The sequence below is a fragment of the Pontiella sulfatireligans genome (assembly GCF_900890705.1).
Classification (GTDB): Bacteria; Verrucomicrobiota; Kiritimatiellia; order Kiritimatiellales; family Pontiellaceae; genus Pontiella; species Pontiella sulfatireligans.
On record NZ_CAAHFH010000001.1, the window covers coordinates 405,262 to 428,041 of the forward strand.

The 22,780-nt window shown below is 51.3% G+C and carries 13 protein-coding genes; all 13 read left to right on the top strand.

All coding sequences use genetic code 11. From position 1 onward, the window contains the following. Window positions 1-50 precede the first annotated feature (50 nt). The 13 genes from SCARR_RS01650 to SCARR_RS01710 all read left to right on the top strand — a co-directional run bounded on the left by SCARR_RS01650 (window position 51) and on the right by SCARR_RS01710 (window position 22,722). On the top strand, window positions 51-1,181 hold the full coding sequence (locus SCARR_RS01650) for a glycosyltransferase family 4 protein (protein WP_136059791.1): 1,131 nt from the start codon (window positions 51-53) through the stop codon (window positions 1,179-1,181). 144 nt (window positions 1,182-1,325) lie between these two features. Beyond that, window positions 1,326-2,075, top strand: coding sequence for a class I SAM-dependent methyltransferase (locus SCARR_RS01655; RefSeq protein WP_168432887.1), 750 nt, complete (start codon window positions 1,326-1,328; stop codon window positions 2,073-2,075). Between the two features lie 207 nt (window positions 2,076-2,282). Beyond that, complete coding sequence (locus tag SCARR_RS01660) at window positions 2,283-2,969, top strand: WecB/TagA/CpsF family glycosyltransferase (RefSeq protein WP_168432889.1); 687 nt, start codon at window positions 2,283-2,285, stop codon at window positions 2,967-2,969. Next, on the top strand, window positions 2,966-4,528 hold the full coding sequence (locus SCARR_RS01665; protein ID WP_168432891.1) for a hypothetical protein: 1,563 nt from the start codon (window positions 2,966-2,968) through the stop codon (window positions 4,526-4,528). Before SCARR_RS01660 ends, SCARR_RS01665 begins: the two co-directional genes overlap by 4 nt. Next, window positions 4,525-6,108: a hypothetical protein gene (locus tag SCARR_RS01670; protein WP_136059795.1), complete on the top strand. Its 1,584-nt coding sequence runs from the start codon at window positions 4,525-4,527 to the stop codon at window positions 6,106-6,108. The genes SCARR_RS01665 and SCARR_RS01670 overlap by 4 nt, the downstream gene beginning before the upstream one ends. Next, window positions 6,105-8,147: an O-antigen ligase family protein gene (locus tag SCARR_RS01675; protein ID WP_136059796.1), complete on the top strand. Its 2,043-nt coding sequence runs from the start codon at window positions 6,105-6,107 to the stop codon at window positions 8,145-8,147. The genes SCARR_RS01670 and SCARR_RS01675 overlap by 4 nt, the downstream gene beginning before the upstream one ends. A gap of 1,456 nt (window positions 8,148-9,603) precedes the next feature. Beyond that, a complete protein-coding gene (locus SCARR_RS01680; RefSeq protein WP_222846131.1) occupies window positions 9,604-11,130 on the top strand; it encodes a sulfatase family protein in 1,527 nt (508 codons plus the stop codon). Between the two features lie 57 nt (window positions 11,131-11,187). Further along, window positions 11,188-12,972, top strand: a complete 1,785-nt coding sequence (locus tag SCARR_RS01685) for an arylsulfatase (protein ID WP_136059797.1) — start codon at window positions 11,188-11,190, stop codon at window positions 12,970-12,972. Window positions 12,973-13,014: 42 nt separating this feature from the next. After that, the gene (locus SCARR_RS01690) at window positions 13,015-15,375 is read left to right on the top strand and encodes a PDZ domain-containing protein (RefSeq protein WP_136059798.1); all 2,361 of its coding nucleotides are present in this window, start codon (window positions 13,015-13,017) and stop codon (window positions 15,373-15,375) included. A 66-nt stretch (window positions 15,376-15,441) separates the two neighbouring features. Next, entirely contained in the window at window positions 15,442-17,097 is a 1,656-nt protein-coding gene (locus SCARR_RS01695) for an alpha-L-fucosidase (RefSeq protein ID WP_136059799.1), read from the top strand. Then, entirely contained in the window at window positions 17,094-18,509 is a 1,416-nt protein-coding gene (locus SCARR_RS01700; protein WP_222846132.1) for an arylsulfatase, read from the top strand. Before SCARR_RS01695 ends, SCARR_RS01700 begins: the two co-directional genes overlap by 4 nt. 104 nt (window positions 18,510-18,613) lie before the next feature. Then, window positions 18,614-20,263, top strand: coding sequence for a sulfatase family protein (locus SCARR_RS01705; RefSeq protein ID WP_222846133.1), 1,650 nt, complete (start codon window positions 18,614-18,616; stop codon window positions 20,261-20,263). Beyond that, complete coding sequence (locus tag SCARR_RS01710; protein WP_136059800.1) at window positions 20,260-22,722, top strand: HzsA-related protein; 2,463 nt, start codon at window positions 20,260-20,262, stop codon at window positions 22,720-22,722. Before SCARR_RS01705 ends, SCARR_RS01710 begins: the two co-directional genes overlap by 4 nt. The last annotated feature ends 58 nt before the right edge of the window (window positions 22,723-22,780 follow it).

A 22,780-nucleotide genomic window follows, 5' to 3' on the forward strand; every position in this document is an offset into this window, starting at 1 on the left:
CTCCCACCGCCGGTAAGATTCCGTGCTAATTCCTAGTTAATTGAGGTATTATGGAAAAAGCGACAAACAACCTTCCAACGGTTATTCTTGTTGGGCAAACACCTCCTCCAACAACTGGTCAATCCGTAATGATTCAGGTCTTATTGGACGGTTTAAAGAGGCATTTACGTGTTGAATATGTTCGTATGGAGTTCAGTGGGTCGGTTCAAGAGATGGGGAAGTTTAGTTTTAGAAAAGTCAGCACACTGGTTTCGCTGATTTTCCAAACACGTTTTCTACTACGTCGATATCCTGATTCTGTGCTTTATTACCCTCCCGCCCCTCCTGCTCTAATTCCTTTAGTCCGTGATATTATTTTTCTATGTAGTGTGCGGTCTTTGGCCAAGGCTGTGATATTTCATTATCATGCTTATGGCATGGGTGGTTTTCTTAATAATCGGAAGCTTTTGTATAGACTGGCCCGTCTGGCGTATGGCAGAGCAGACTTGTCTGTCGTGCCAACGCTTTCTTGCGCCGAAGAACCCGAGATGTTTTTTCCTCGTAGGATTGAAGCTGTTCCTTATGGAAGGGATCTTCCTTTTGTCAACGGGATACAGGAAGAAAGGAATGATGGAATATATAGAATTCTTTTTGTTGGCATCCTTACCGAAGGCAAGGGAATATATGATTTGGTGGAGACGGTGAGTCGTTTGGTTGTTTTGGGTGTGAGGATAGAGGTTCGATGTGTCGGTGTTTGGCAATCATCTGAGGAAAAAAAGAGTGTGGAAGGAATGGTTGAACGCAACAACCTTCAGGGGATCATCCAGTTCTGTGGGCATTTGGAGGGAGATGATTTGTGGACTGAATATCGCTGGGCGGATGTGCTCTTCTTTCCCACCCATTATCTCTTTGAGACTCAAGGAATGGTTGTGGTTGAAGCCATGGCATTTTCCCTTCCTGTCGTTGCAAGCAATTGGCGTGGGCCGTGTGACGTTGTCAAGGATGGTGAAACAGGCATATTATGCGACGCGGGTTGTATCGGTGACTATGTAGATGCATTGGTCAGGCTATACAAAAACTCTGGGTTGCGCAAAGAAATGGGGAGTGCAGGACAACAACATTATCAATCCAGTTTCACGGAGGAAAAATATATCAGGAGTTGGTTTGATTTGATTTGTGAACTGAAAAAGACGGCGACATGAGGCCCGAGAAGTGCTCAGCCCGCCGGAGATCGCTTTTTGCGATGGGTGTGGGTTGAACCTTTAGTGCGGGATTGGGCTGGGCCAGCGGATGAAAGGCGCATACACCTCAACTGCTAGATGAGGTTAAAGGATTGGAATGCAATTATGGTTAAACGAGTTCAAATAGGGACGTCAAGGCTAGAGAATCTGGATGAACAGGCACTGGCTACGTTCCTCGATAAATCATGGATGCATCTCGGAGAGCCACACTTTGGAGCCGGTGGAATAAAAGGGAAGCGGTTGGAGCTGAGGAAAAAATTGCTCAGGCTGTACGACTCAAGCCTTTCTGATTTGGCAGGAATTATTAAGCGTCGGTTGGCGCGGAGCAGTAAAAAATCGATAGTGTTTTCTGAAGAGGAGCTATATGAAAAAACCAATTTTTCTGAATTTTACTTTGAAAAAGGCGGGAGACTTCCGTTTGGTGACGACACGGTGGATTTTATTTTTTCCGAACATTTTTTCGAGCACCTGTTCCTTGATGAGGCGGTCGATCTTTTTCGCGAATGTCATCGTATCCTCAAACCGAATGGTCTCATACGAACCTGCGTGCCGGATGCTGATCTGAGAACCTACGAACCGCCGGAAAGCGTGGGCTATCCGAATAAACGCATGCCATACTCCCATCCGGATAAACACAAAAACCGATGGTCGGTTTACTCTTTGTGCGAAGCGTTGGAACATGCCGGTTTCGATGGCCTTCCTCTCAGGTATTGCGACCGGGACGGTCAATACATAAAGTCTGATCCCCGTGAAAATAAGACGTATTACCGGAATTGCCCAGAAATGAACCTTGCGTTCAGTACAACATATATTCAGCGGATTGACTCACTTATCGTTGATGGGATTAAACGGTAATTGAATTTTGCGAGATATGATAGATGTGCTGGACATTCAAAGCTTGTCGTTGGTATGGCGGAAATACATCAACCAATGTGTTCGCAAATTCATGACGATTCTTTTGGTTGCTAGGCTTGATGAACAATTTACTGGTGTCGATTTATGAGCCAAATTCCGGTTGTCCAGATTCTCGGCATCAAGATTTCGGTCATCGATCAACCTTTGTTGCTGGCTGAGATTGGCCAATATGCCGCGCACGGGAAAATTGCGTTGGTTAACAATGTCAATGTGCACGCCTGTAATCTTGCCTATGAGCAACCCGTTTTCCACAGCATCTTGAATGCATCTGAAATCGTGTTTTGTGATGGATTCGGCGTTAAGCTGGGTGCATGGATGATGGGTAAAAAACTGGGCCAGCGAATGACGCCGCCGGACTGGATCGACGAACTTTTTTTGCTATGCGCGGAGAAGGGCTATAGTGTCTTTTTCGTAGGTGATACGAAAGAGGTGGTTGAACGCTTTGCCGGCCAGGTTCAGCAAAGGCATCCCGAATTAAAAATTGCAGGTTGGCACCACGGCTTCTTTGAGTGCCATGGATCAGAAAGTGATGGCGTCGTGGACATGGTTAGTGATTCCGGTGCAGACATCATCATTACCGGCATGGGCATGCCTCGCCAGGAATTATGGGCATGGGAGGCTAAATCGAAAGTGAACAAGGGAGTGTTCATTGCGACGGGTGCATTGTTCCGCTGGTACACAGGAATTGAGCAACGTGCCCAAAAATGGGTGACCGATTGCGGCCTGGAATGGCTGGCAAGGCTTGTGACCCATCCGCGCACTCTTTTCCAAAGGTATGTGGTCGGCATACCGCTATTCTTTTTCAGAATCGTTTTTGGGCGGAGAAATGGATGAATATTTTCCATTCCCTCTTCAACTTAAGACAGGGCTTGCTCATGGATAAGAACCCGCGTATCCAAATGGTGCTTCTTTTTCTGGGTAGCCTGTTGCTTTTCATGGCGGTGCTGCCCGCCAACCACAGCGATTCGGAAGACGCATACTACTACGCACGGACCGTGGAGCAGGGGGAGTGGAGCGAAATGTTCCACGGGCACCATCTTCTCTATCTACCTGCATGCCGGGCAGTGTGCCGGGCGGTGCAGGCGGCGGGCTATAGCGGACGGTCGCTGCCTGTTTTGATTGGGATCAGCATGCTTGCGGGGGCGCTTTGCATCTGTCTGCTGGCATCCTTGTTTCGCGGAGACGGAAAGCGTCGGGAAATGGGTTGGCCTTTCGTGGCCGCCTTGTTTTTTTCCTATGGATTCTGGCGCTACAGCGTGGCGGCTGAAATCTATATTCCGGCTTTGGCCCTGTCTATGGCGGCTTTGCTTTGCGCCCGGGATGGGCGGTTGTGGTGGTCGGAGCTCTTTTCTGCGCTGGCGCTGCTGCTGCATCTTATGTGCATTCCCGTGGTGCTCGTGTCGATTCCTCTGTTGCTCGTTTTGAACCGCCGCTTTCGGTGCGCAGGAGTGCATATGGCGGTTGTTATAGCGTTGGTGGCGGGCGTCTATGCTGGTGTTGCATGGGGGGGGCGGTTCACGTTTTTTCCCGACAGCATGGTGATGCGCAGTTCGTTGGGGCAGCCACTGACTTGGGCTAAAGGATTGTTTGCATTTGGACAAAACCTGCTGTCGGGTAATTTTCTGTTCTCGCTGCCACCGGTCGCCGAACGCCTGACTCAAATGTTTCCATACCATATGCTGCAGGAAGAGCTTTTCATGGGCGCGCAGGCACCTTCATGGGTGCAGTGGCTTGCGCCAATCTCCTTCGTGGCTGCAGGTGGAGCGATAGTTTGCTTGGTTGTGCTTGCCCTTCGTCGCGTTTCGGCGTTTCCGCCATTGGGTTGGGCGGCATTGGCGTGGTTGGTTGGCAGTGCGGCAATGGCGATGTGGTTCGAACCGGCGAATCCAGAAATGTGGATATTCACTATTCCGCCCCTTTGGCTGTTTTTAGGGTTGGGGTGGCGCTGTTTCCCTATTGGCCTGAAGTGGCTCCCGGTTGTGGTGGCGGGCTTGCTGGCCTTTCATAATTTCATAGGCGGGATGTTGCTGCTCCGCAGCGAGGCCAACGACTATTGCCGTCAAAAAGCCGAGTGGATCGTAGAGCATGCCGTAGCGGGGGATGTCGTATTGGTTGCGGACTCCCACAGTTTTACCACCTATCTCCAATACGGGAGTCCTGCACAGGTGGAAGATATGAAGTTCCAAGGAATGGATGAGTGGAATGCGCTGAAAAAAGGGGCGACGGGACGAATCTATGTTTATGGCGATGTGCTGGAGCTGCTCCCCGCGGTTGCGCGTCGCGATTCAAGTTCTGTGGCTGAACTGCGAACGCTCGGCGTTGCGCTGCGCCCTCAGCTGAAGCGTATTCATCAGGATGCCTTCGGCGCAATCTACGAATGGAGTGGGCAATGACTTTGAAGCAATCTTTTTGGCTTATGTTCATTTTCTTTGCGCTCATGGCCTCGTGTACGGTCATTTTCCAGCCCTTGGAGAAAGCGGTGGCCTTTGCCGCAACGGATGACGGCCTATACTATCCCAAGCTGGCTCAAACCATTGCTGCAGGAGGAGAGTGCTCCTACGACGGCGTGACCGCCACCAACGGATTCCATCCCTTGTGGTTGCTTGTACTGTTGCCTGTCTACGCCCTGTTTTCAGATCCATGGGTGTCGCTCAAGGCGGTGTATCTTTTGATTTTCGTCTTGCAGCTGCTGTCCATGGGATTGTTTGCGCTTATTGCGCGCAGGGTGCGGATGAGTTCGGCTGGATGGTGCGCCGCCATCTGCATCATGACGCTCAATATCCGTTCGTTTACAATTTTTTTCAGCCTGCTCGAAAGCCCGCTGATTTTGTTATGCTATCTACTGTACTTGGTTCACTGCCTCCGTGTCGGAGAGCGGCGGTACAGCGATCCTGTTCCCGCTTTTGTCGGTGGCGTTTTAATTGGGCTGTGCTTCCTTGCGAGGCTTGATGCTTTTCTTCTGGCAGGAGCCTTTGCCGTGTCTTGGCTGGTTCATGTGCTTCGGAACAGGCCGGATGGACGGACGCTTTGGAAGTCGCCGTTTTTTTCCGCTTTGGGCTGCTTGGCGCTGGTGTTGCCGTACCTGCTTTGGAATCAAATAAATTTTGGCCATCTTAAGACGGTTTCGTCGTGGCAGAAGACGACCGAATTTTCGCCTGTTGCAAGCGGACAGATCATTTCATCATGGAGCCTGCATCAGTTTATTCCACGCGTGCAATACATACTAGGGCTCGAATCGATTCCGGCTCCTTTGCTTTTGGCAGGCATGGTGCTGGCGGGAATTGCAGGACTGCTGTTTGTCCTGACGGGATCGCGCCGTCGTCGGTTGTTTGAAAAGCTTTCATTTTTTCCAGAGTTCCCCCTGTTTGTTGTCGTGCATGCATGTTTTATTGTATTGCTGGCCCCGTTGGATGCGGCCGCTTCAGCATGGTACTGGGTTCCAGAAATCCTATTAGCCGCTTTGGTGGCCGGAGCGTGCGTGCCCGATGTCAAAGTTTGGCGTGTGCCGGTCTTTCCCTTGCTTGCTGTCCTCCTCGTTGCGGCGCAGCTGGCCTTGTATCCAAAGTTTCTGGAACGCAAGACGATGACCTTTGTCAAGCTGGAGGTGGCGGAGTTCCTCCGCGAAAACACGGCCCCCGACATGCGGGGCATGATGTTTGACTCGGGCATCATAGCCTATTTTTCTCAACGGAATTTTGTTGGATTAAATGGACTAATCGGCGATTTTGAGCTGGCAAACTTCGTGAGGGAAAAAGAATATGTCCGCATTGCCGACCTCTACGGAGTGGGAGTTCTCGTATTAGACGCGCCTGAAAAAATAAGCCGTGAATTTGCAGATTGTCTGCTCTATTCTAGTTTTATCAAGACCAAGTTTGAAAACTTTAGCGAAGCCCCGAAACCTTTTATGGTGTTCCAGGGTACGCCGCAAGAGCTGGCGAGCATCTGGAACGCCCGTTATCAAGGCATGCGATGAAAAATGAAATAAACAAGCAGCAGGATGAACCGGGGACCCGCGAGGGGACGGGTCGGAAAAATTATCTACTAGCCTGCATATTGATGCTGATTCCTGTGGTGGCCGCTCTCTTCTATGGTGTGGCGGGCGATGACAAGTTCATAGTGCTCTCTCCATTGGCGGTCATTGTCTATGCATGTCTCATGGTTTGGGTTGCAAGGGAAGCGTTGTCGCGTAATGCCGTTTTTAGTGCGCCGCCCGCTTGGGGGATTTTACTGGCCTTCCTTGCGTACGGCATCATGCTGGTTGCAATGGCAGACATACCGTTCGAGGCGCGAGTGAGAATGCTGTTCATGGGGCTGTTCATAGGTGCTTACGGCCTATGGGGAAACGCACTGGTGCTGTTCCGAGACAGCCGTTCGGTGCTGGGGTGGCTGTTGGTCTTTGCTTTGCTGGCTTCGTTTTATGGTCTGGTCAACTTTTTCAAGCAGCCGGAGCAGGTCTTGTGGGCTGAGCGCTGGGCCTTTTACGATGGACGCTTGGCTTCGACCTACATTTGCCCAAACCACTTTGCCCATGTGCTGCAGATGCTGCTTCCGTTTTGCCTGGTGTTGCTTTTTATTCCAAAGGCCGGAATTTTCCTTCGCATTCTCGCCGGCTATTGCATCGTGGTTTTTTTGCCGACGATGTATTTCACCGAATCACGCGCCGGCATGCTGGGCTCGATCGCCGCCTTGGGCGTAACTGTCTTGCTGCTGGCCTTGCGGAAGAACAAAAAAATGTTTGTCCTTTTGCTGGTGGCGGTTCCTTTACTGTCTGCAATCCTGTTGGTTGGAGCATGGAACTCATCCGAAATGTTCAAGCGGCGCATGACGCCGGTCGTGGAGTTTTTGGTCGAGGCGAAGGCCGAGGGGTTCGCGAACACCACGACGCGGGATTTCCGCCCGCTCACTTGGCTGGACACGATCGACATGATCAAAGAAAAACCAGCCACAGGATTTGGGCCGGGAAGCTATTGGTATGCCTTTCCGGAATACCGCAAGCGTTGCAATGCCGTTCGCATAGTCTCAGGTCACCCGCACAATGAATATTTGGAGGTGGCTTCGGAGTATGGGCTGATTGGCTTCGGGCTTTTGGCTCTTGCTTGGGTTTATGGTTTGGTGCGCCTGCTGGTATTCTCCATCAAGACGCCGGATGAGCATCATGCTTTTATGGCGATGGCGTTTCTTGGAACCGCGGCCGGCACGCTGCTGCATTCCTTTTTCGATTTTCAAATGCATGTTTTCCAGAATGTCTTGGTCTTCGCTTTGCTGGCGGGAATTGCAGTTGGACCGATCTGCGGGAGGCGCCAGGAGCAGCTGTTAAAGGATCAGACGCCAGTTCGCAAAACGGCTCGGCGCGTGGCGCTGGCAATGCTGGCGTTCGCGGCGGTGGCAGGATTGCTTCTTTCTGTCCTGGCCTTTTCTTCATCGTTCATCCGAGCGCTGGGGGATCGTATGGCGGACTCAAAGCAAAGCGATAAGGCCATTGCGCTCTATGAACGCGCCATAAGCATCGATGCCTCTAACTGGAAGGCTCATAAGGGGCTGGGGCAGCTGTATGGAACAGAGCGTTATTATTCGCTGGATAGGAATGAAAAGCAGGAGCTGGCAACAAAGGAGCTCGCGGCTTACGCAATGGCGGTTCAGTACAATCCAAAGGATGCGCAGTTGCTGATGGATATGGGCAGAACCAGCGTCTTTCTTGGCGACGAGGAGGCCGGCATTGATCTGCTGAAGCAGGCGACCCAAATGCGGTTGTTCAACGATATTTGCTGGTGGAACCTTGGCATAGCGCAACGCAATGCGGGGCGTTATGAAGAGGCGCTTGAGACCTTCCAATATGCCGCCACAGTGAAAAATTCTGCGTCCATCAAGAAAAACATCCAATGGCTGGAAAAACAGATCCGAGGCGATATCGCCATTCAGAAAGCTGATGCTCCGCATCAAAGCCCCGGCGTGATGCGCAAAGTCGAAGACGTGCCTCTCGACGATCTGTACAAGCTGCTGGATGCACAGTAGGTTGTAGCCGGAGGCGCTGACTCCGGTTTGTTGAGACGAGGAGGTGCCGAGTCTGGATCTGTGTAGGCTGGGTTGTAAGCATGTACGCGTCCTTTCAATGTGCAGTGCGTGCATCCGGCATCAAGCTCTAAATAAAATAGGACTTTAACCACAGGTTTGCTGCGGATTGCGTTGTTCGTAATCCCCGACGCATCCGCCTTCACTTGAGAACATCCTCCCCCTGCCAGCCGCTCTACATGAGCGTTGCGGCACGGCTGAGAAACCCCTGAAGTGTGCTGACCCCGGCACCGGAAAAACAACGGAGGGAGTATGGCGAAGCATGTCCAAATCCAGCGAACTCTGTTCGTTCCGGCCTAAAAACATCCCGAACAGCGTGTGCTCTTCGTGTTCTCCTTCACGCAGGAGACCGAATGCTTCCTGCGGGCGCTGGAGAATGCGTTCCACATTTTTGATGTTCCATCCATAATCTCCTTACCTGTTGATCCGTAGTTTGCACTCATTTCCTCCTTTCGAAATGAGCACAGATTATCGGCTAACGAATCGGAATTGTCGTTGGCTGATAAATGTAGTTGTCGCTGGCCACCCAAATACATTCATTAGAGAGCTCCACTTTGTTCCGTGAGTTGCTTCTTCAAAGTGAGGAGGCTGGCGAATGCCTGTAGAGCGTTGAAGCGAAGCGGAAACATAATTTGTGAAGCAAATAATGACCGACGGGAATGCTTCACCGGAAACGCTATGGCGGGACAAGATGGTTGGAAGAGCAGGTGGAGATTGATTGCGATTTGCGCTCAATCACCTGTCGGTACGGGGTTCCAGCGGTTGGAAGAGCAGGCGATCCTATCTGCGGTACGGCTTCCAAGGTTTGGAAGAGAACCATTTTAGAAATGAGTGGGCCCGGGCTGCTGGTAGTAGCTTCGGGCCTTTTTGTTTAAGCCTCTTCCGCAGAATAAGTGGTACAGCTCGAATCAGAATGAGGTCAATCCCCACAAGAACAGTGCGTTCTAGAGTGAAAACCGGGTTTTCTTTTCTCGATACGAGATTTTTCCTGCGTTTTCACGCCCGATCAAAAGCCTCTTTCCATTGGCTTGCGATGCCTCGGACAATATGACCAACGAATTAATAGAATCTACGAATCTTTAATGAAGGGGAACAGGAGCTGTTCATTCGTAGATTTTATTCATTCGCTGGCATCCCGCTTTTAAAATTGGTTTGCCGTTGTCGATCCAGTGGCTCTTCCAATACGGGATAAGTTAATTCCGGATCAACCGTTAAACCCGCTAATCACCCACTGATTCAGCGGACGACCCTTGTTTAATAGAACCGTGTGCGGGCTGTTGGGTATTATTTTCATTTAAAGCGGGCAATTTTAAGGTTTAGACGGAGTAACCCTTTATATGTCGCTGTTGCGTGTCGAATGGCGGATTGTTTGGGGAAATTAATAAAGGGCCGTAAGAAAATGAAAAATAAACAATGGATGTCTGTATTGCTGGGTTTAACGCTGGGTGGTTTTAATTTTGCTGCGGAAGCGCAGACACGGCCCAATATTATTTTCCTGATGACGGATGACCAATCGATCCATTCGATGGGTTGCTACGGGAACGGGGATGTTCAGACCCCGAATTTGGATCGGCTTGCTACGGATGGAATGATTTTTGATCGCCACTATGCGACCACGGCGATCTGCATGGGCAGCCGGGCGACGGTGATGACGGGTCTGCTCGAATATCGGAGCGGCACCAACTTTATGCATGGTCATATGCAGAAAAGCACGTGGCAGAAATCGTATCCGGTATTGCTTCGTCAGGCGGGGTATCGCACCGCGTTTGCCGGTAAGTTTGGTTTTGATATTCAGGAGGTGCCGGGAACTAAAACACTGCCGGTTCCCTCGCACGATTTTGATGTTTGGAAAGGCGGTGAAGGCCAGACGTCTTATTCGACAAAAAAGAATGAGTCGATGAAGGAATATGCGGATGAATATCCGCATTGCACGCTTTCGTATGGCGCTTTCGGCCGCGACTTCATTAAAGAGTCAGCTCAGACGGGCCAACCCTTTTGTCTCTCGATCAGCTTTAAAGCGCCGCATCTTCCACGCAATGCGGATAACCGGTTCAACAAGCTTTACAAAGACAAGATCTTCACGAAGCCGGACAACTTCGGCCGTGAAAACGGCCTGCATTTTGCGAAGCAGAGCCATAAGACCCGCGGGTATAACGCGTTTGAGGATCGTGACTACGACAAAGATTACAATCGGGTGATCGCGCAGTATTATCGTCAGGTTTATGGCGTGGATGTTGCCGTGGGGATGATCCGCGATGCCTTGAAAGAGGCGGGCATAGATCAGAATACCGTCATTCTTTACACCTCCGACAACGGTTATTTCTGCGGCGCGCATGGGTTCGGATTAAAGGCGCTGCCGTATGAAGAGGCCTCGCGTGTTCCCATGATCATCTATGACCCGCGTCATTCAAACAGCGGCAAGGGGCTGCGGTCAGCAACGCTGACCGGAAATGTGGATATTGCACCGACCCTGTTGGACCTCGCAGGCTGTTCGATTCCTGAAGGCCTGGATGGTCGCTCCATGCTCTCCGTGTATGAGAAACCGACCGCCACGATCCACGAATCATTGCCGTTGATCAATGTCTGGGGCGTCAGCGCATCGCACGCCCTGACCGTGGTGACGAAGGATCATAAATACATCAACTGGAGCTATGCCGGTGAAAACTACGAGGTGACCGAAGAGTTGTATGACCTCAACCGGGATTCATTGGAGCTGGTGAATATGGCGCAGCATCCCGAAGCCAAAGAAACGCTCAAAAAAATGCAGAAGCTCTATGACGGGCACGTGGCGCATTGGGGTCAGCAGGCCGTGGACTACAACTCATATCAGCAGTTCGGGATGCTCTTCGACCGCACAAAAACGTGGGCCGAAAAAGAGCCATTTGTCGTTGAACTGGATAGGGCAAGTCATCAATCGGTCAAATGACGTTCGCCGTTCTTGAAATAACAAAACACATCCTTTTTTAAGAGGGAGCCTTAAATTATGACCATAATGAAAAAATATTTGCCGGGCCGATTGGTGAATGCTCTGCTCGGTGCAGCGGGACTTTTCCAGATCGCGACTGCTTCCGTGGACGCCGCTTCGCGTCCGAATTTGATTGTTATCCTGACAGACGATCAGGGCTACGGCGACCTGGCTTGCCATGGGAATCCAGTGCTGAAGACGCCTCATTTGGACCGGCTGCACTCTCAGAGCATTCGCTTGACGGATTTTCACTCGGCACCGGTTTGCACCCCCTCGCGGGGACAGCTGATGACGGGGCGCGATGCGATGCACAACGGCGCATGGTCCTGGGCCTTCGGGCATGAGATGATCCATGCGGGAAACAAAACCATGGCGACTGTGTTCAAGGAGAACGGCTATGCCACGGGACATTTCGGAAAGTGGCACCTTGGGGATAACTATCCGTATCGTCCCGGAGATAAGGGCTTTGATGAAAGTGTCTCACTCGGTGGCGGTTCCGCCAGCCAGAGTCCCGATTACTGGCAGAATGATAACATGGATGATTTTTACCGTCATGAGGATGGTACCTATCATCAGCACAAAGGGTACTGTACCGACGTCTGGTTTGACCGGTCGATGGATTTCATGAAGCGCAGTCGGGCTAAAGATAAACCGTTCTTTATCTATCTTCCGACCAATGCGGCCCATGTTCCCTATCTGGTTGAAAAAAAATATTCTGACCTCTATCGGGATACCGGTATCGGAAACTACTACGGCATGATCGCGAATATTGATGATAATGTCGGTCGTCTGAATCAATATCTGCAAGAGAGTGGATTGGCTGAAAACACGATCGTTATTTTTATGTCTGATAACGGAGGAAACACCGGAACCAAAATTCATAGTGCCGGCATGCAGGGAAAGAAGAAGACCTACTATGAGGGAGGGCACCGTGTTCCGTGTTTTATTCGCTGGCCCAATGGAGATCTTGGCCAGGCGCGCGATATCAATGAAACGACTCAAATGCAGGATCTCTTGCCGACACTGATCGAGCTCTGTAATTTAAAAACGGATGCCCAAACGCAGGAATCCTTCGATGGCGTCAGCCTGGCCGGTTTAATCAAAGAAAACGACGCCTTGGCGGACCGAAAACTGGTTGTACAGTGGTCGTCCAAGGATTTCCCCCAATATGGTGATGCTGCCGTGCTTTGGAATAAATGGCGCTTGGTGCATGACAAGGAACTTTACAATGTTGCGGAAGATTCCGCTCAGCAGAATGATGTGGCTTCACAGTATCCGGAGATTGTTCAGCTCTTGAAGGCGCATTATGCCGCGTGGTGGGAGACGGTGCAGCCGGTTGTTTCCATCTATGCACGGGCGAGCATCGGCGGGGCCGAAAATCCGGTGAATCTAACCTGTTTCGAATGGACCAAGAAACAGGGCGGGGGCAATGTGACGGTTCAAAGCACCTTAATGAAGGGGAAGACGGTAAATGGGAGCTGGATGCTGAATGCCGAGCAAGCGGGCCGCTACCGGATCGAGTTGCGTCGATACCCCCGGGAAGCGAATTTTGCGATGAGCGGTGCGTATCCGAAAACGAAACGAGAACTCACTGTTTTTAACGAGTGCAAGGCACTGCCAGTGAGTCGGGCACGTCTCACGATTGGCGATTTTGATGAGACGATTACGGTGGGGCCAGCCGACACTGTCGCGGTCTTTGAAGTGACGCTTCCACTGGGCGGAACCGAAATGAAAACCTGGCTCTTGGATCAGCAAGGGAAAGAACTCTGCGGTGCTTACTATGCTTACGTGGAAAAACAGTAAGTAGTGAAAGCCGGCTTTCGTAAAAAATCAGGAACTGAAACTATGATATGGATGAAAAAATATTATCTGGGCCTATTGGCCACCGTTGCCGTTACGATAGCTTATGGTCAACCCTCGGCTCAAACCATCCGTCTTGACGCTTCTGGAAACAGTGCTGATAAACTAAAGGCCGCTCTGGCAGAAGCCAACGGGTTGATTCAAAAAGGGCCTGTTGAAATCCTCCTGTCCGGCGGGACATATTATCTGGATTCCACGCTGGTTTTTGATGAAGCAAATTCCGGGACTGCGCAACATGCCTTGACGATCAAAGCGGCTGAGGGAGAAAAAGTAATCCTTAGCGGGGGGCGAGCATTAAGCCTGACATGGAAAAAACAGGCCGACGGGCTTTACTCCGCAACCGTTCCCGCCGGCCTGGAGATCGATCAGCTTTATGTGAATGGTCAACTGCAGGTGCTGGCGCGCTATCCAAATTTTGACGCCTCTGCTCAATACTTTAACGGGGCTGCCCCCGTGGTGAGTTCTACCGAGAAAATAAAAACATGGGAAAATCCGGCAGGGGCGTATCTTCATTGTTTGCACGCTAAAGGATGGGGGAGTTTTCACTATCAGGTCACCGGGAAGAGTTCTGCGAGTGAATTGGCATTGGAAGGCGGATGGCAGCACAACCGCCTGGAAGGAATGAACAAAAAAACGCAGTTCATCGAGGGTGTACGAGAAGAGCTGGACGCGGTTAATGAATGGTTTATCGACCGGAAGACCCAGACCCTTTTCTACTACCCGGCGGCTGGTCTAGACTTGGCGAATGCTTTGGTTGAAGTTCCGGTGCTGAAGCACATCATCGAAATCAAAGGAACCGAACAGAACCCCGCGAGAAACCTTCGGTTTGAAAACCTTGAATTCAGGCACGCGCTGCGGACCTTCATGGATACCAAAGACCTGCTGCTGCGGAGCGACTGGGCCATCTATAGAGGCGGGGCCGTTTTTATCAATGGCGGAGAAAACATTACCTTCAGCAGAACCGATGTGAGTTTTGTCGGAGGGAACGCGTTCTTTATCAATAATTACAATCGAAACATTACGATTGAGCACTCGCACATCCAGGATGTCGGGGCCAACGGGGTCTGCTTCGTTGGAAATATGGATGCCGTCCGATCTCCACTGATTGAGTATCACACAACGCAGGACTTGGATGGAATGGATCTGGAAAAAGGGCCCAAGTCGAACGACTATCCGGCCGACTGCACCGTTCTCGGCAATATCATTGAACGGACGGGGCTCATTGAAAAACAATCCGCCGGCGTGAATATTTCCATGTCGATGGATATCACGGTGAGCCACAATTCGATTTATGATCTGCCCCGTGCCGGAATCAATATCTGTGATGGAACATGGGGCGGCCACCTCATCGAGTTCAACGATGTCTTTAATACCGTCAATGAAAGCCGGGATCATGGTGCGTTCAATTCCTGGGGCCGTGACCGTTTCTGGAATCCATCGGAACGCCTGACCGGAGAGTGGGTGGACCAATATCCGGATATGCCGTTTTGGGATGCCGTCAAAACCGTGACGCTGCGGAACAACCGCATGCGCTGCGACCACGGGTGGGATATTGACCTGGATGATGGTTCGGGCAATTACGATATCTATAACAACCTGTGCCTGAGCGGCGGTATAAAAATAAGAGAGGGATACCGCAGGCGGGTGTACAACAATGTGACGATTAACAATAACTTCCGGGCAAACATTTTTTTCCCCAACAACACGACCGATATTTATGAGCGGAATATTGTAACCACCCAATATCAATCCGACCAGCTCGCGGAGTCAGGTTGCAAAGCCGATTATAACTTTCTGTATGATCTGGAATCGGAAGGGCCAGCAACCACGTTGCAGCTTTTCAGCGGGCAGGATACCCATTCCTTGCAGGGAAATCCTCTCTTTGTGAATCCCGCGAAAGGCGACTTTTCTGTGAAAGAAAACTCTCCCGCGCTGAAGGTTGGGTTTAAGAATTTCCCGATGGATCAATTCGGTGTTTTGGATGCGAGACTGAAATCGATTGTGAAAACTCCTGTGATTCCGGAAGTTAATCTTGGAACGGCTCAGGAAGAAAAAAAATGGATATGGAAAGGCATTGTCTTCAAAAACATGAACAATGAAGGCGATCTGTCGTCGGTAGGATTTCATAAAAAACGGGGCGCCCATGTGAAGAGTATCCAAAAAGATTCTCCCTACAAAGATTCGGGATTGGTCAAAAACGACCTGATCTTAAAGGTGGAAGGCCAAACGATCCGGAACGCAAATCACTTTTTTAAGATCATCAAGTCAGATCCTTCCAAGAAGGAATGGACCGCCGAAATCTGGCGAAAGCAGGAAATGGCAACTCAAAAGCTGAACTTTCAATAAATATGATTCTGCATCGGGATGTGTGTTCTTCAACTAATTGTAAATGACGCAGAATAGAAGGCGGAGATGATGAAAATAAATGCATGCTCAATGATTGTTTTGGTTTGTGTAACGGCAGCAACCGCTATGGCTGAAACACCAACCATTGAGCAATGTAAGGAAAACATCGATGCAATGATCGATCGAATGAACGAGGATGCGACGCTAGGTCCCTGCCGCCCGAATTGGGTCAGTCTGAAGAAGCAGAATGCGGAGCCGGAATGGTTTTTGGATGGAAAAATCGGCATCTATTTTACCTGGGGTCTTTTCACGGTTCCAGCGTATGGAAGTGAATGGTATGCCCGATGGATGCATCTGAAGCCCGGCGAAGACCGGCTCAGCTTTTATGATCATCATCGTGAGACCTGGGGGGAACCGGATGAGTTCGGCTACCATGAGTTTGCTCCGATGTTTAAGCCCACAAAGTTTGATCCTGAAGATTGGGCGAAGCTGTTTGTGGCGGCAGGCGCCCGCTGGGCCGGCCCGTTGTGCGAACATCATGATGGCTATGCCATGTGGGACTCGGAACTGACGCCGTGGAATGCAATGGACGCCGGTCCGGGACGGGATCTCGTGGGAGAACTGGAAAAAGCGATCAAAGGCGAAGGACTGAAATTCGTTACGACTTTCCATCATGAGCGGACTCAAAGTTGGTTTCCCCGGGTAGAGGGCTGGCCGACTACGTCCGATGATCCGGTGCTGCAGTTCATGTATATGAACATTCCTGAATACCAGTTTAACAAAATTTATCAGGCCAAAATCGGCGAAGTAATTTATAAATATCAACCGGACATGATCTGGTTCGATGGTCGCGTATCCGATGTTCCCGAACCGCATCACCTCAACTTTCTGGCCTGCTATTTCAATCAGGCGCATGAGTGGGGTAAAGAGGTCATGGTGACCACCAAGAAGCTGGAGTATCCGCAGGAAGTTTCTGTCATGGATTTTGAAAAGGGCCGCACTGCAGAGCTGACGGCTTATCCATGGCTCAGCGATGACACCATCTCGACCCGCAGCTGGAGTTATCTGGACAGCGACTTCTATCTGAAACCGGTCAAAGTGGTATTGAACGACTTTATCGATACCGTCTCCAAGAACGGTCACTTGCTGCTTAACGTATCGCCCCGATCCGATGGCATTATTCCGGACGATCAACGGCAGATTCTGCTGACCATCGGCGATTGGCTGAAGCGCAACGGAGAAGCCATCTATTCCACCCGCCCATGGCTGGAATACGGCGAAGGCCCGGCAAAAATGAAGCAGGGCGGCAGCCATCTGAAAAAGTTTATGGCGTATACCGAGAAGGATATTCGCTACACCGGCAGCAAAGACGGGGAAGAGCTCTATGTCACGGTGATGGGAACTCCGTCAGGAACGGTTGAGCCGGCCATTCTTCAGGTTAATGATGCCAGCGGAGGCCAAGTGGAATTGTTGAGCCCGAAGCAGAACCTGACGTTTGAAGTAAAAGACAAGGCCTTGGTGATTCACGTTCCGGACAACCTTCCGGAAGATCATGCTTACGCTTTCAAACTTACAGGATTTGACGTGGGACTGACGCCGAAAGCTCAGCAGAGACGGAATGAGGCAATAGAGGCTGTGGACATTAAGAACATCCGCTTCCGCAAGCTGCATCCCAACGACATCCATTTCGGACAATGCAAAGAGAATAGGTTGAATCAATGAGAAAACTAAAAACCCCGGTACTATTAATCCTTATGCTCGGCCTGAGTGTTGCGGCATTCGGCAAGACCGCGAGTCAGCCCAATATCATCTATATCATGCTCGACGAGTGGGGCTATTACGAATCGTCCGGTATGGGGCATCCTATTTTTGACACGCCGAATATCGACCGGTTTGCTGACGAGGGAATGCGATTTACTCAGCTTATGGCGGGAGCGAGCGTCTGCGCGCCGACCCGCGGGTCGTTGATGACCGGCCAGCATACCGGACATTGCAGTATCCGTAGCAATGGGGGCTATATCCTTCGACCGGAGGATATCACCATCGCGAAAATATTGCAGGATGCCGGTTATGCAACCGGTGGTTTCGGGAAATGGGGCTGTGGTGATGTCGGGACGACCGGCGTGCCGGAAAAACACGGCTTTGATGTGTTTTACGGGTATTACAACCAGAAACATGCACACACCTTTTATCCACGATACCTGATCCGAAACAGTGAAAAGATTCCGCTCAAAGGAAATACAGGAGACTACCATTCCGGCGAGACATTCTCCCATGAACTGATATATCAGGAATCTCTTAAATTCATTCGCGAGAACAAGGATCGCCCGTTTTTTGCCTACCTGCCATTCACGCCGCCGCACGGTCATTGGATGATGCCGCAGGATGATCCCGCATGGATCAAATACAAGGATAAGAAATGGGATGCGGGCATGGCGAAAAAGGATACCGATGCCCGGATGTATGCCGCCATGATGGAAATGATAGATCGGGAGATCGGGGAAATCCTGAACCTGCTTCGGGAGCTTGAAATCGACGACAACACCATCGTCTTCCTCTGCGGCGACAATGGCGGGGCATACTATTTTCCCACCGAGAAGTATCCCCATGGGTTTTTCGCCCCGAACAAAGATCCCAGGACAGGAGTCGAATTTCGAGGCAATAAAGGTGAGTTCTACGAAGGCGGCCTGAGAATCCCATTTCTCGCAAGGTGGCCCGGAAAGATTAAAGCCGGTTCGACATCCGACCATTTAGGATACTTCCCGGATGTCATGCCTACGTTGGCTGATTTGGTGGGTATCCCGACCCCTGAACGTTCGGATGGGATTTCCTTTTTGCCGACTTTGCTCGGAAAGAAGGGACAGCAAGACCATCGCTACCTCTATTGGGAAGATCCTCGTAAGAAAATGTCAGCGGTTCGCATAAACGAGTGGAAGGCCGTGAAGCCAAAGGGGGCAGATCAATATGAGCTGTATAACCTCAACGACGATATCCAGGAGCATAACAACCTTTCAGAAAAGCACCCTGAGATTATGGAAAAGGTGATGCGCTATGCAGAAGAGGCACACGCACCCTTTCTTAGCGGAGAAGTACTGGATGCGTCGCTCGGATTTCAAGGATATGAATTTGATTGAGAAATCAGATGATCAGGCAACACATCTGAATAGAAAGATTACAGGTCAGTTAAAATAATTTGCCAGCCCGTTGGGGGGGTGTCGGTTTTGAGAGGGAGACGCTAATGATGATGAATAGATTATGGGCACCTTGTTTGGCTTTTCTGTATTCAGCCCTGTCGGCCTTGGCTGCTGATAGGCCCAATATCCTATTTGTGATGTCCGACGATCATACTTCGCAGGCGATTGGCGCGTATGGCGGTCGGCTGGCTTCTCTCAACCCGACTCCAACCATCGATGCGCTGGCGACGGAGGGCATGGTGATGGAGAACGCGTTTTGCCAGAATGCGATTTGCACGCCGAGCCGTTCCTCGATTATGACCGGGCAGGGCAATGCCGTGAATGGATGCATTGTCCTAGGGCTCGACCTGCCTCCGGATCGTCAGTATCTGGCGATTGAAATGAAAAAGGCGGGGTATCAGACGGCTGTGGTCGGCAAATGGCATTTAAAGAGCCGCCCGGAGGCCTTTGACTATTACAAGACCCTGATTAAGCAGGGGGATTATTTTGATCCGACGTTTGAGGTTCCGGATTCTGAAGGCGGTAAGGTGCAGATGTCCGGGCACTCGACCGATTGTATAACCGAGTCGGCCTTGGATTGGTTTGAAAAGAAACGCGACAAGACCAAACCGTTCTTTTTCGCGTTGCAATATAAGGCACCCCATTCCAAGTTCCTGTATGCGCCGCGCTATGAGAACTATCTCGCTGACGTGACGATTCCCGAGCCGGAGAACATGCGGGATCGAAAAAATCACGGCTCCATTGCCACGCGCGGCAATAACGGGGAACTGATCAAGGTGATTGGGGGCTCGGTGGGCCGCCGCAATAAGTTTTTTAACAACGTCAAACCGAACAGTCGTTACGAGTGGGCCAATGGGTTCGACCAGACGCAGAGCGATGCCGACATCTTGAGTGATGGCTACCAAGCCTATCTGAAATCATATCTGCGTTGCGTGAAGGGGGTCGATGACAACCTGAAACGGGTGATCGAGTACCTGAAGGCGGAAGGTCTCTATGAGAATACCGTGATCATGTATACGGGCGATCAAGGCTTCTACCTCGGCGAGCATGATTATGTCGATAAACGCTGGCCCTACGAGGAGTCGATGCGCATGCCGTTCATCGTTCGCTATCCCGGCGGTGTAAAGGTCGGGCGGTCCGATGCAATCGTTGAAAACATTGACTATGCCCCGACCATGCTGGATTTCGCCGGAGTTGAAACGCCGGACTACATGCAAGGCAAGAGCTTCAAATCCATTTTGGAAACGGGGAACGAACCCGAAGGTTGGAAGCAGTCGGCGTATTATCATTTCTGGATGCACATGTCTGATTTGAGGATTCCGGGGAATATCGGGATCCGCACCAAACGCTATAAGCTGATCCAGTTCTACGGTTGCCGAAGCGATCAAAGCCAGCCGGATTCGCCCCCGGCCTGGGAACTTTACGATCTGAAGCTCGACCCCGCCGAAGACAACAACGTCTACGACAACCCGGAATACGCGTCGGTGATTGCCGATCTGAAGACGCAACTGAAAGCCCGACGCGCTGAACTCGGTGAAGATGATCCAAAGTTTGCCTGCAATCAGGTCATCAACGAATTCTGGGAGTACGGCCCTGAAGAGCGCGCCCGCGCCATCGAGATCGCCGATGGATATGCCCTGAAGAAAAAGGTGAAATTTGAGAAGAGCCAGGGAAAGAAGAGAAAGAAAAAATGAAAACGCTGAATAAAAAACAGAGGGTTCAACGATCTGTATGGATCGTCCTGGTTGCATCCATGTCCGGAACAGTTTTTGGGGCAAAGTATGACAAGTCACCTGTGCCCGATCCCGGCAGCGCACCTTTGGTTGATGCCTTCAACCCGGAGGCCGCGAAGAGACTGCTCGACCAGGGCATTCGCGAGGTGGTATTCATCAAGCGGCATACTTTTGAGTCGAACCACTATTATACGGAATACCTCAATAGCAAATGGCTGCCGGGCGGCAACCTCTGCGTGCTGAATCTGGAAACCGGCAATGTGCGCGAGGTGGCCCCCGAATTGAACGGCGGGGTGTTTTATCGGTTTGATGTCTCCTTTGACGCGAAGAAAATAGTTTTCGACTATAAAAAGAGCAAAGAGGCCGGATACAAGATCTACGAGATCAACGTGGACGGATCCGGCCTGCGCCAGCTGACCTTCGGCGGCGACGAAGAGGCGGGGCTCTCTTCAAAATATTCAACAAAAAGTCACAGTCGGTTTGATGATTTGCATCCATGCTATTTGCCGGATGGCGGCATTGTTTTTGTTTCCACCCGATGCCAGTACGGCATTCTGTGCGACAGTCCGGATAATTTTACCACCACGGTGCTGCACCGGATGGATGGCGACGGCTCCAATATCCGCAAGTTGAGTAATAGCGTCGTTAGTGAAGCCGCTCCCGTGATGCTCCCGGACGGGCGGATTCTCTATCATCGCTGGGAGTACAACGACAAAACGCAGTCTACTGCGAAATGCCTGTGGGCCATGCGCCCGGACGGCTCCGGTTCGGTGGAGGTGTATGGCAATATGGTGGATCGGGTGAGCGGCATTATTTATGGCCGTCCCATTCCCGAAACGGATCAGTTTGTGGCGCTGGCCTGTTCCCATTGCTGTCCCAACAATGCAGTGGGAACGGTGATCAAAATCGATCCCGGCAAAGGCATTCGAACCGAGCAGCCGCTCAGTTTTGTGACCAAGGATGTCGACGTCCCCTTGCATAATGGATTTAGTTTTTTGGTCGATGGCCAGTGGGTGCATGATGAGCGGACGGGACGTCCCGGACGCTTGTTCAAAGATCCTTATCCGATTTCAGAAGAGCTGTTCATGGTGGCTCAGAAGCCGAAGGGCTACGTATGGTGTCATCCCAATGCCTATGATCTCTGTCTGTTGGACGGGGAGGGAGCGAGTTCGCCGCTTTATCAGACGAAAGATATTTCCTGTTGGCATCCCATGGCGCTGGTGCCGCGTGAAAAGCCGCCCGTCCTAGGCTCGCCGATGGATGAGGCGCTGGCGGCGGCGGGGAAAGCGCATTGCATGGTGACGGATGTGTACATCGGATTGGATGGCGTGGAGCGCGGAACCATCAAATATCTGCGCGTTCTCGAACAGGTTCCCCGTCCGTGGTCGGCGTATGCCCCTTGGGGAAACAACGGCGCCTATGGACATAGCGCCCTCGGGATGAACTCGATGGGGTTGAAAGCGCAGTATGGAGTGGTTCCGGTCGAAGAAGACGGATCCGCCTTTTTTGAGGTTCCTGCAGGACGCAATATCTATTTCCAGGCGCTCGACGAAAATTATCTGATGGTGCAAACGGAGCGCTCCTACATCAACTATATTCCGGGCGAGACGCGCAGCTGTTTGGGATGCCATGAAACCCCGGATGTGACTCCTGCGTCTGTCAGCGGCTTCGCCTCGCCCTTGGCATTGCGTCGCGCCCCCTCAATACCCCAGGCCCAGGCCGGGGAGGAATCGGCGCAAAAGGTGATCGATTTCATGAGGCAGGTGCAACCGGTTCTGGATGCGCACTGCATCCGCTGTCACGGAGAATCCAAGCCGTCGGCCGGACTGGATCTGACCTCGAGACCCACCAAATTGTTTACCGCTTCGTATGAAAATCTGATGGGGGATTACGATCAGGCTGGCGTTCCGCATGTTGGAGAGCGACGTAGCGCGAGTGAACTGTATAAGCCCAACCATGTTAAAGCTATCGGGGAGATGGTGGATGGCCGTCTGTGTGTGAATCGGATTCCGGAGGATCGCAGCATCAGCTACAAGAAACCCTATTTTTCCGGGGTCCATACGGCTCCGCTGGTGATTGCCCTTAGCGGCGGAGACATTGTGCCGCGAGCCATTTCACAGGAGCGGATTGACCGGTTGGTTAAGGCGCATAAGGGAATCTCGTTAAGTCAGCGGGAGTGGATATCCGTCGTGAACTGGATCGACACCTTTGGGCAGTTCTATCCATCCTATTGGGGACTGAAAGATCTCTCTTTCCAAGGTCATGAATTCTTCCGCCCGGAAATCACGTTCGACGAAGCCCTCAGTCTGGAGATTCCGGAAAGATTGCTCGACCTCTATCAGAATCCGCCATCCAATCCGGAGAAGTCCAAAAAATCGAAGTCAAAGAAGAGCAGCTCCAAAAAAGGAAAAAAGAAATGAGAGTGCGGTAACTCGGCTCTTCCCGTTTCACTGTAAGGTGTAAAATTTCTGTCCAGTT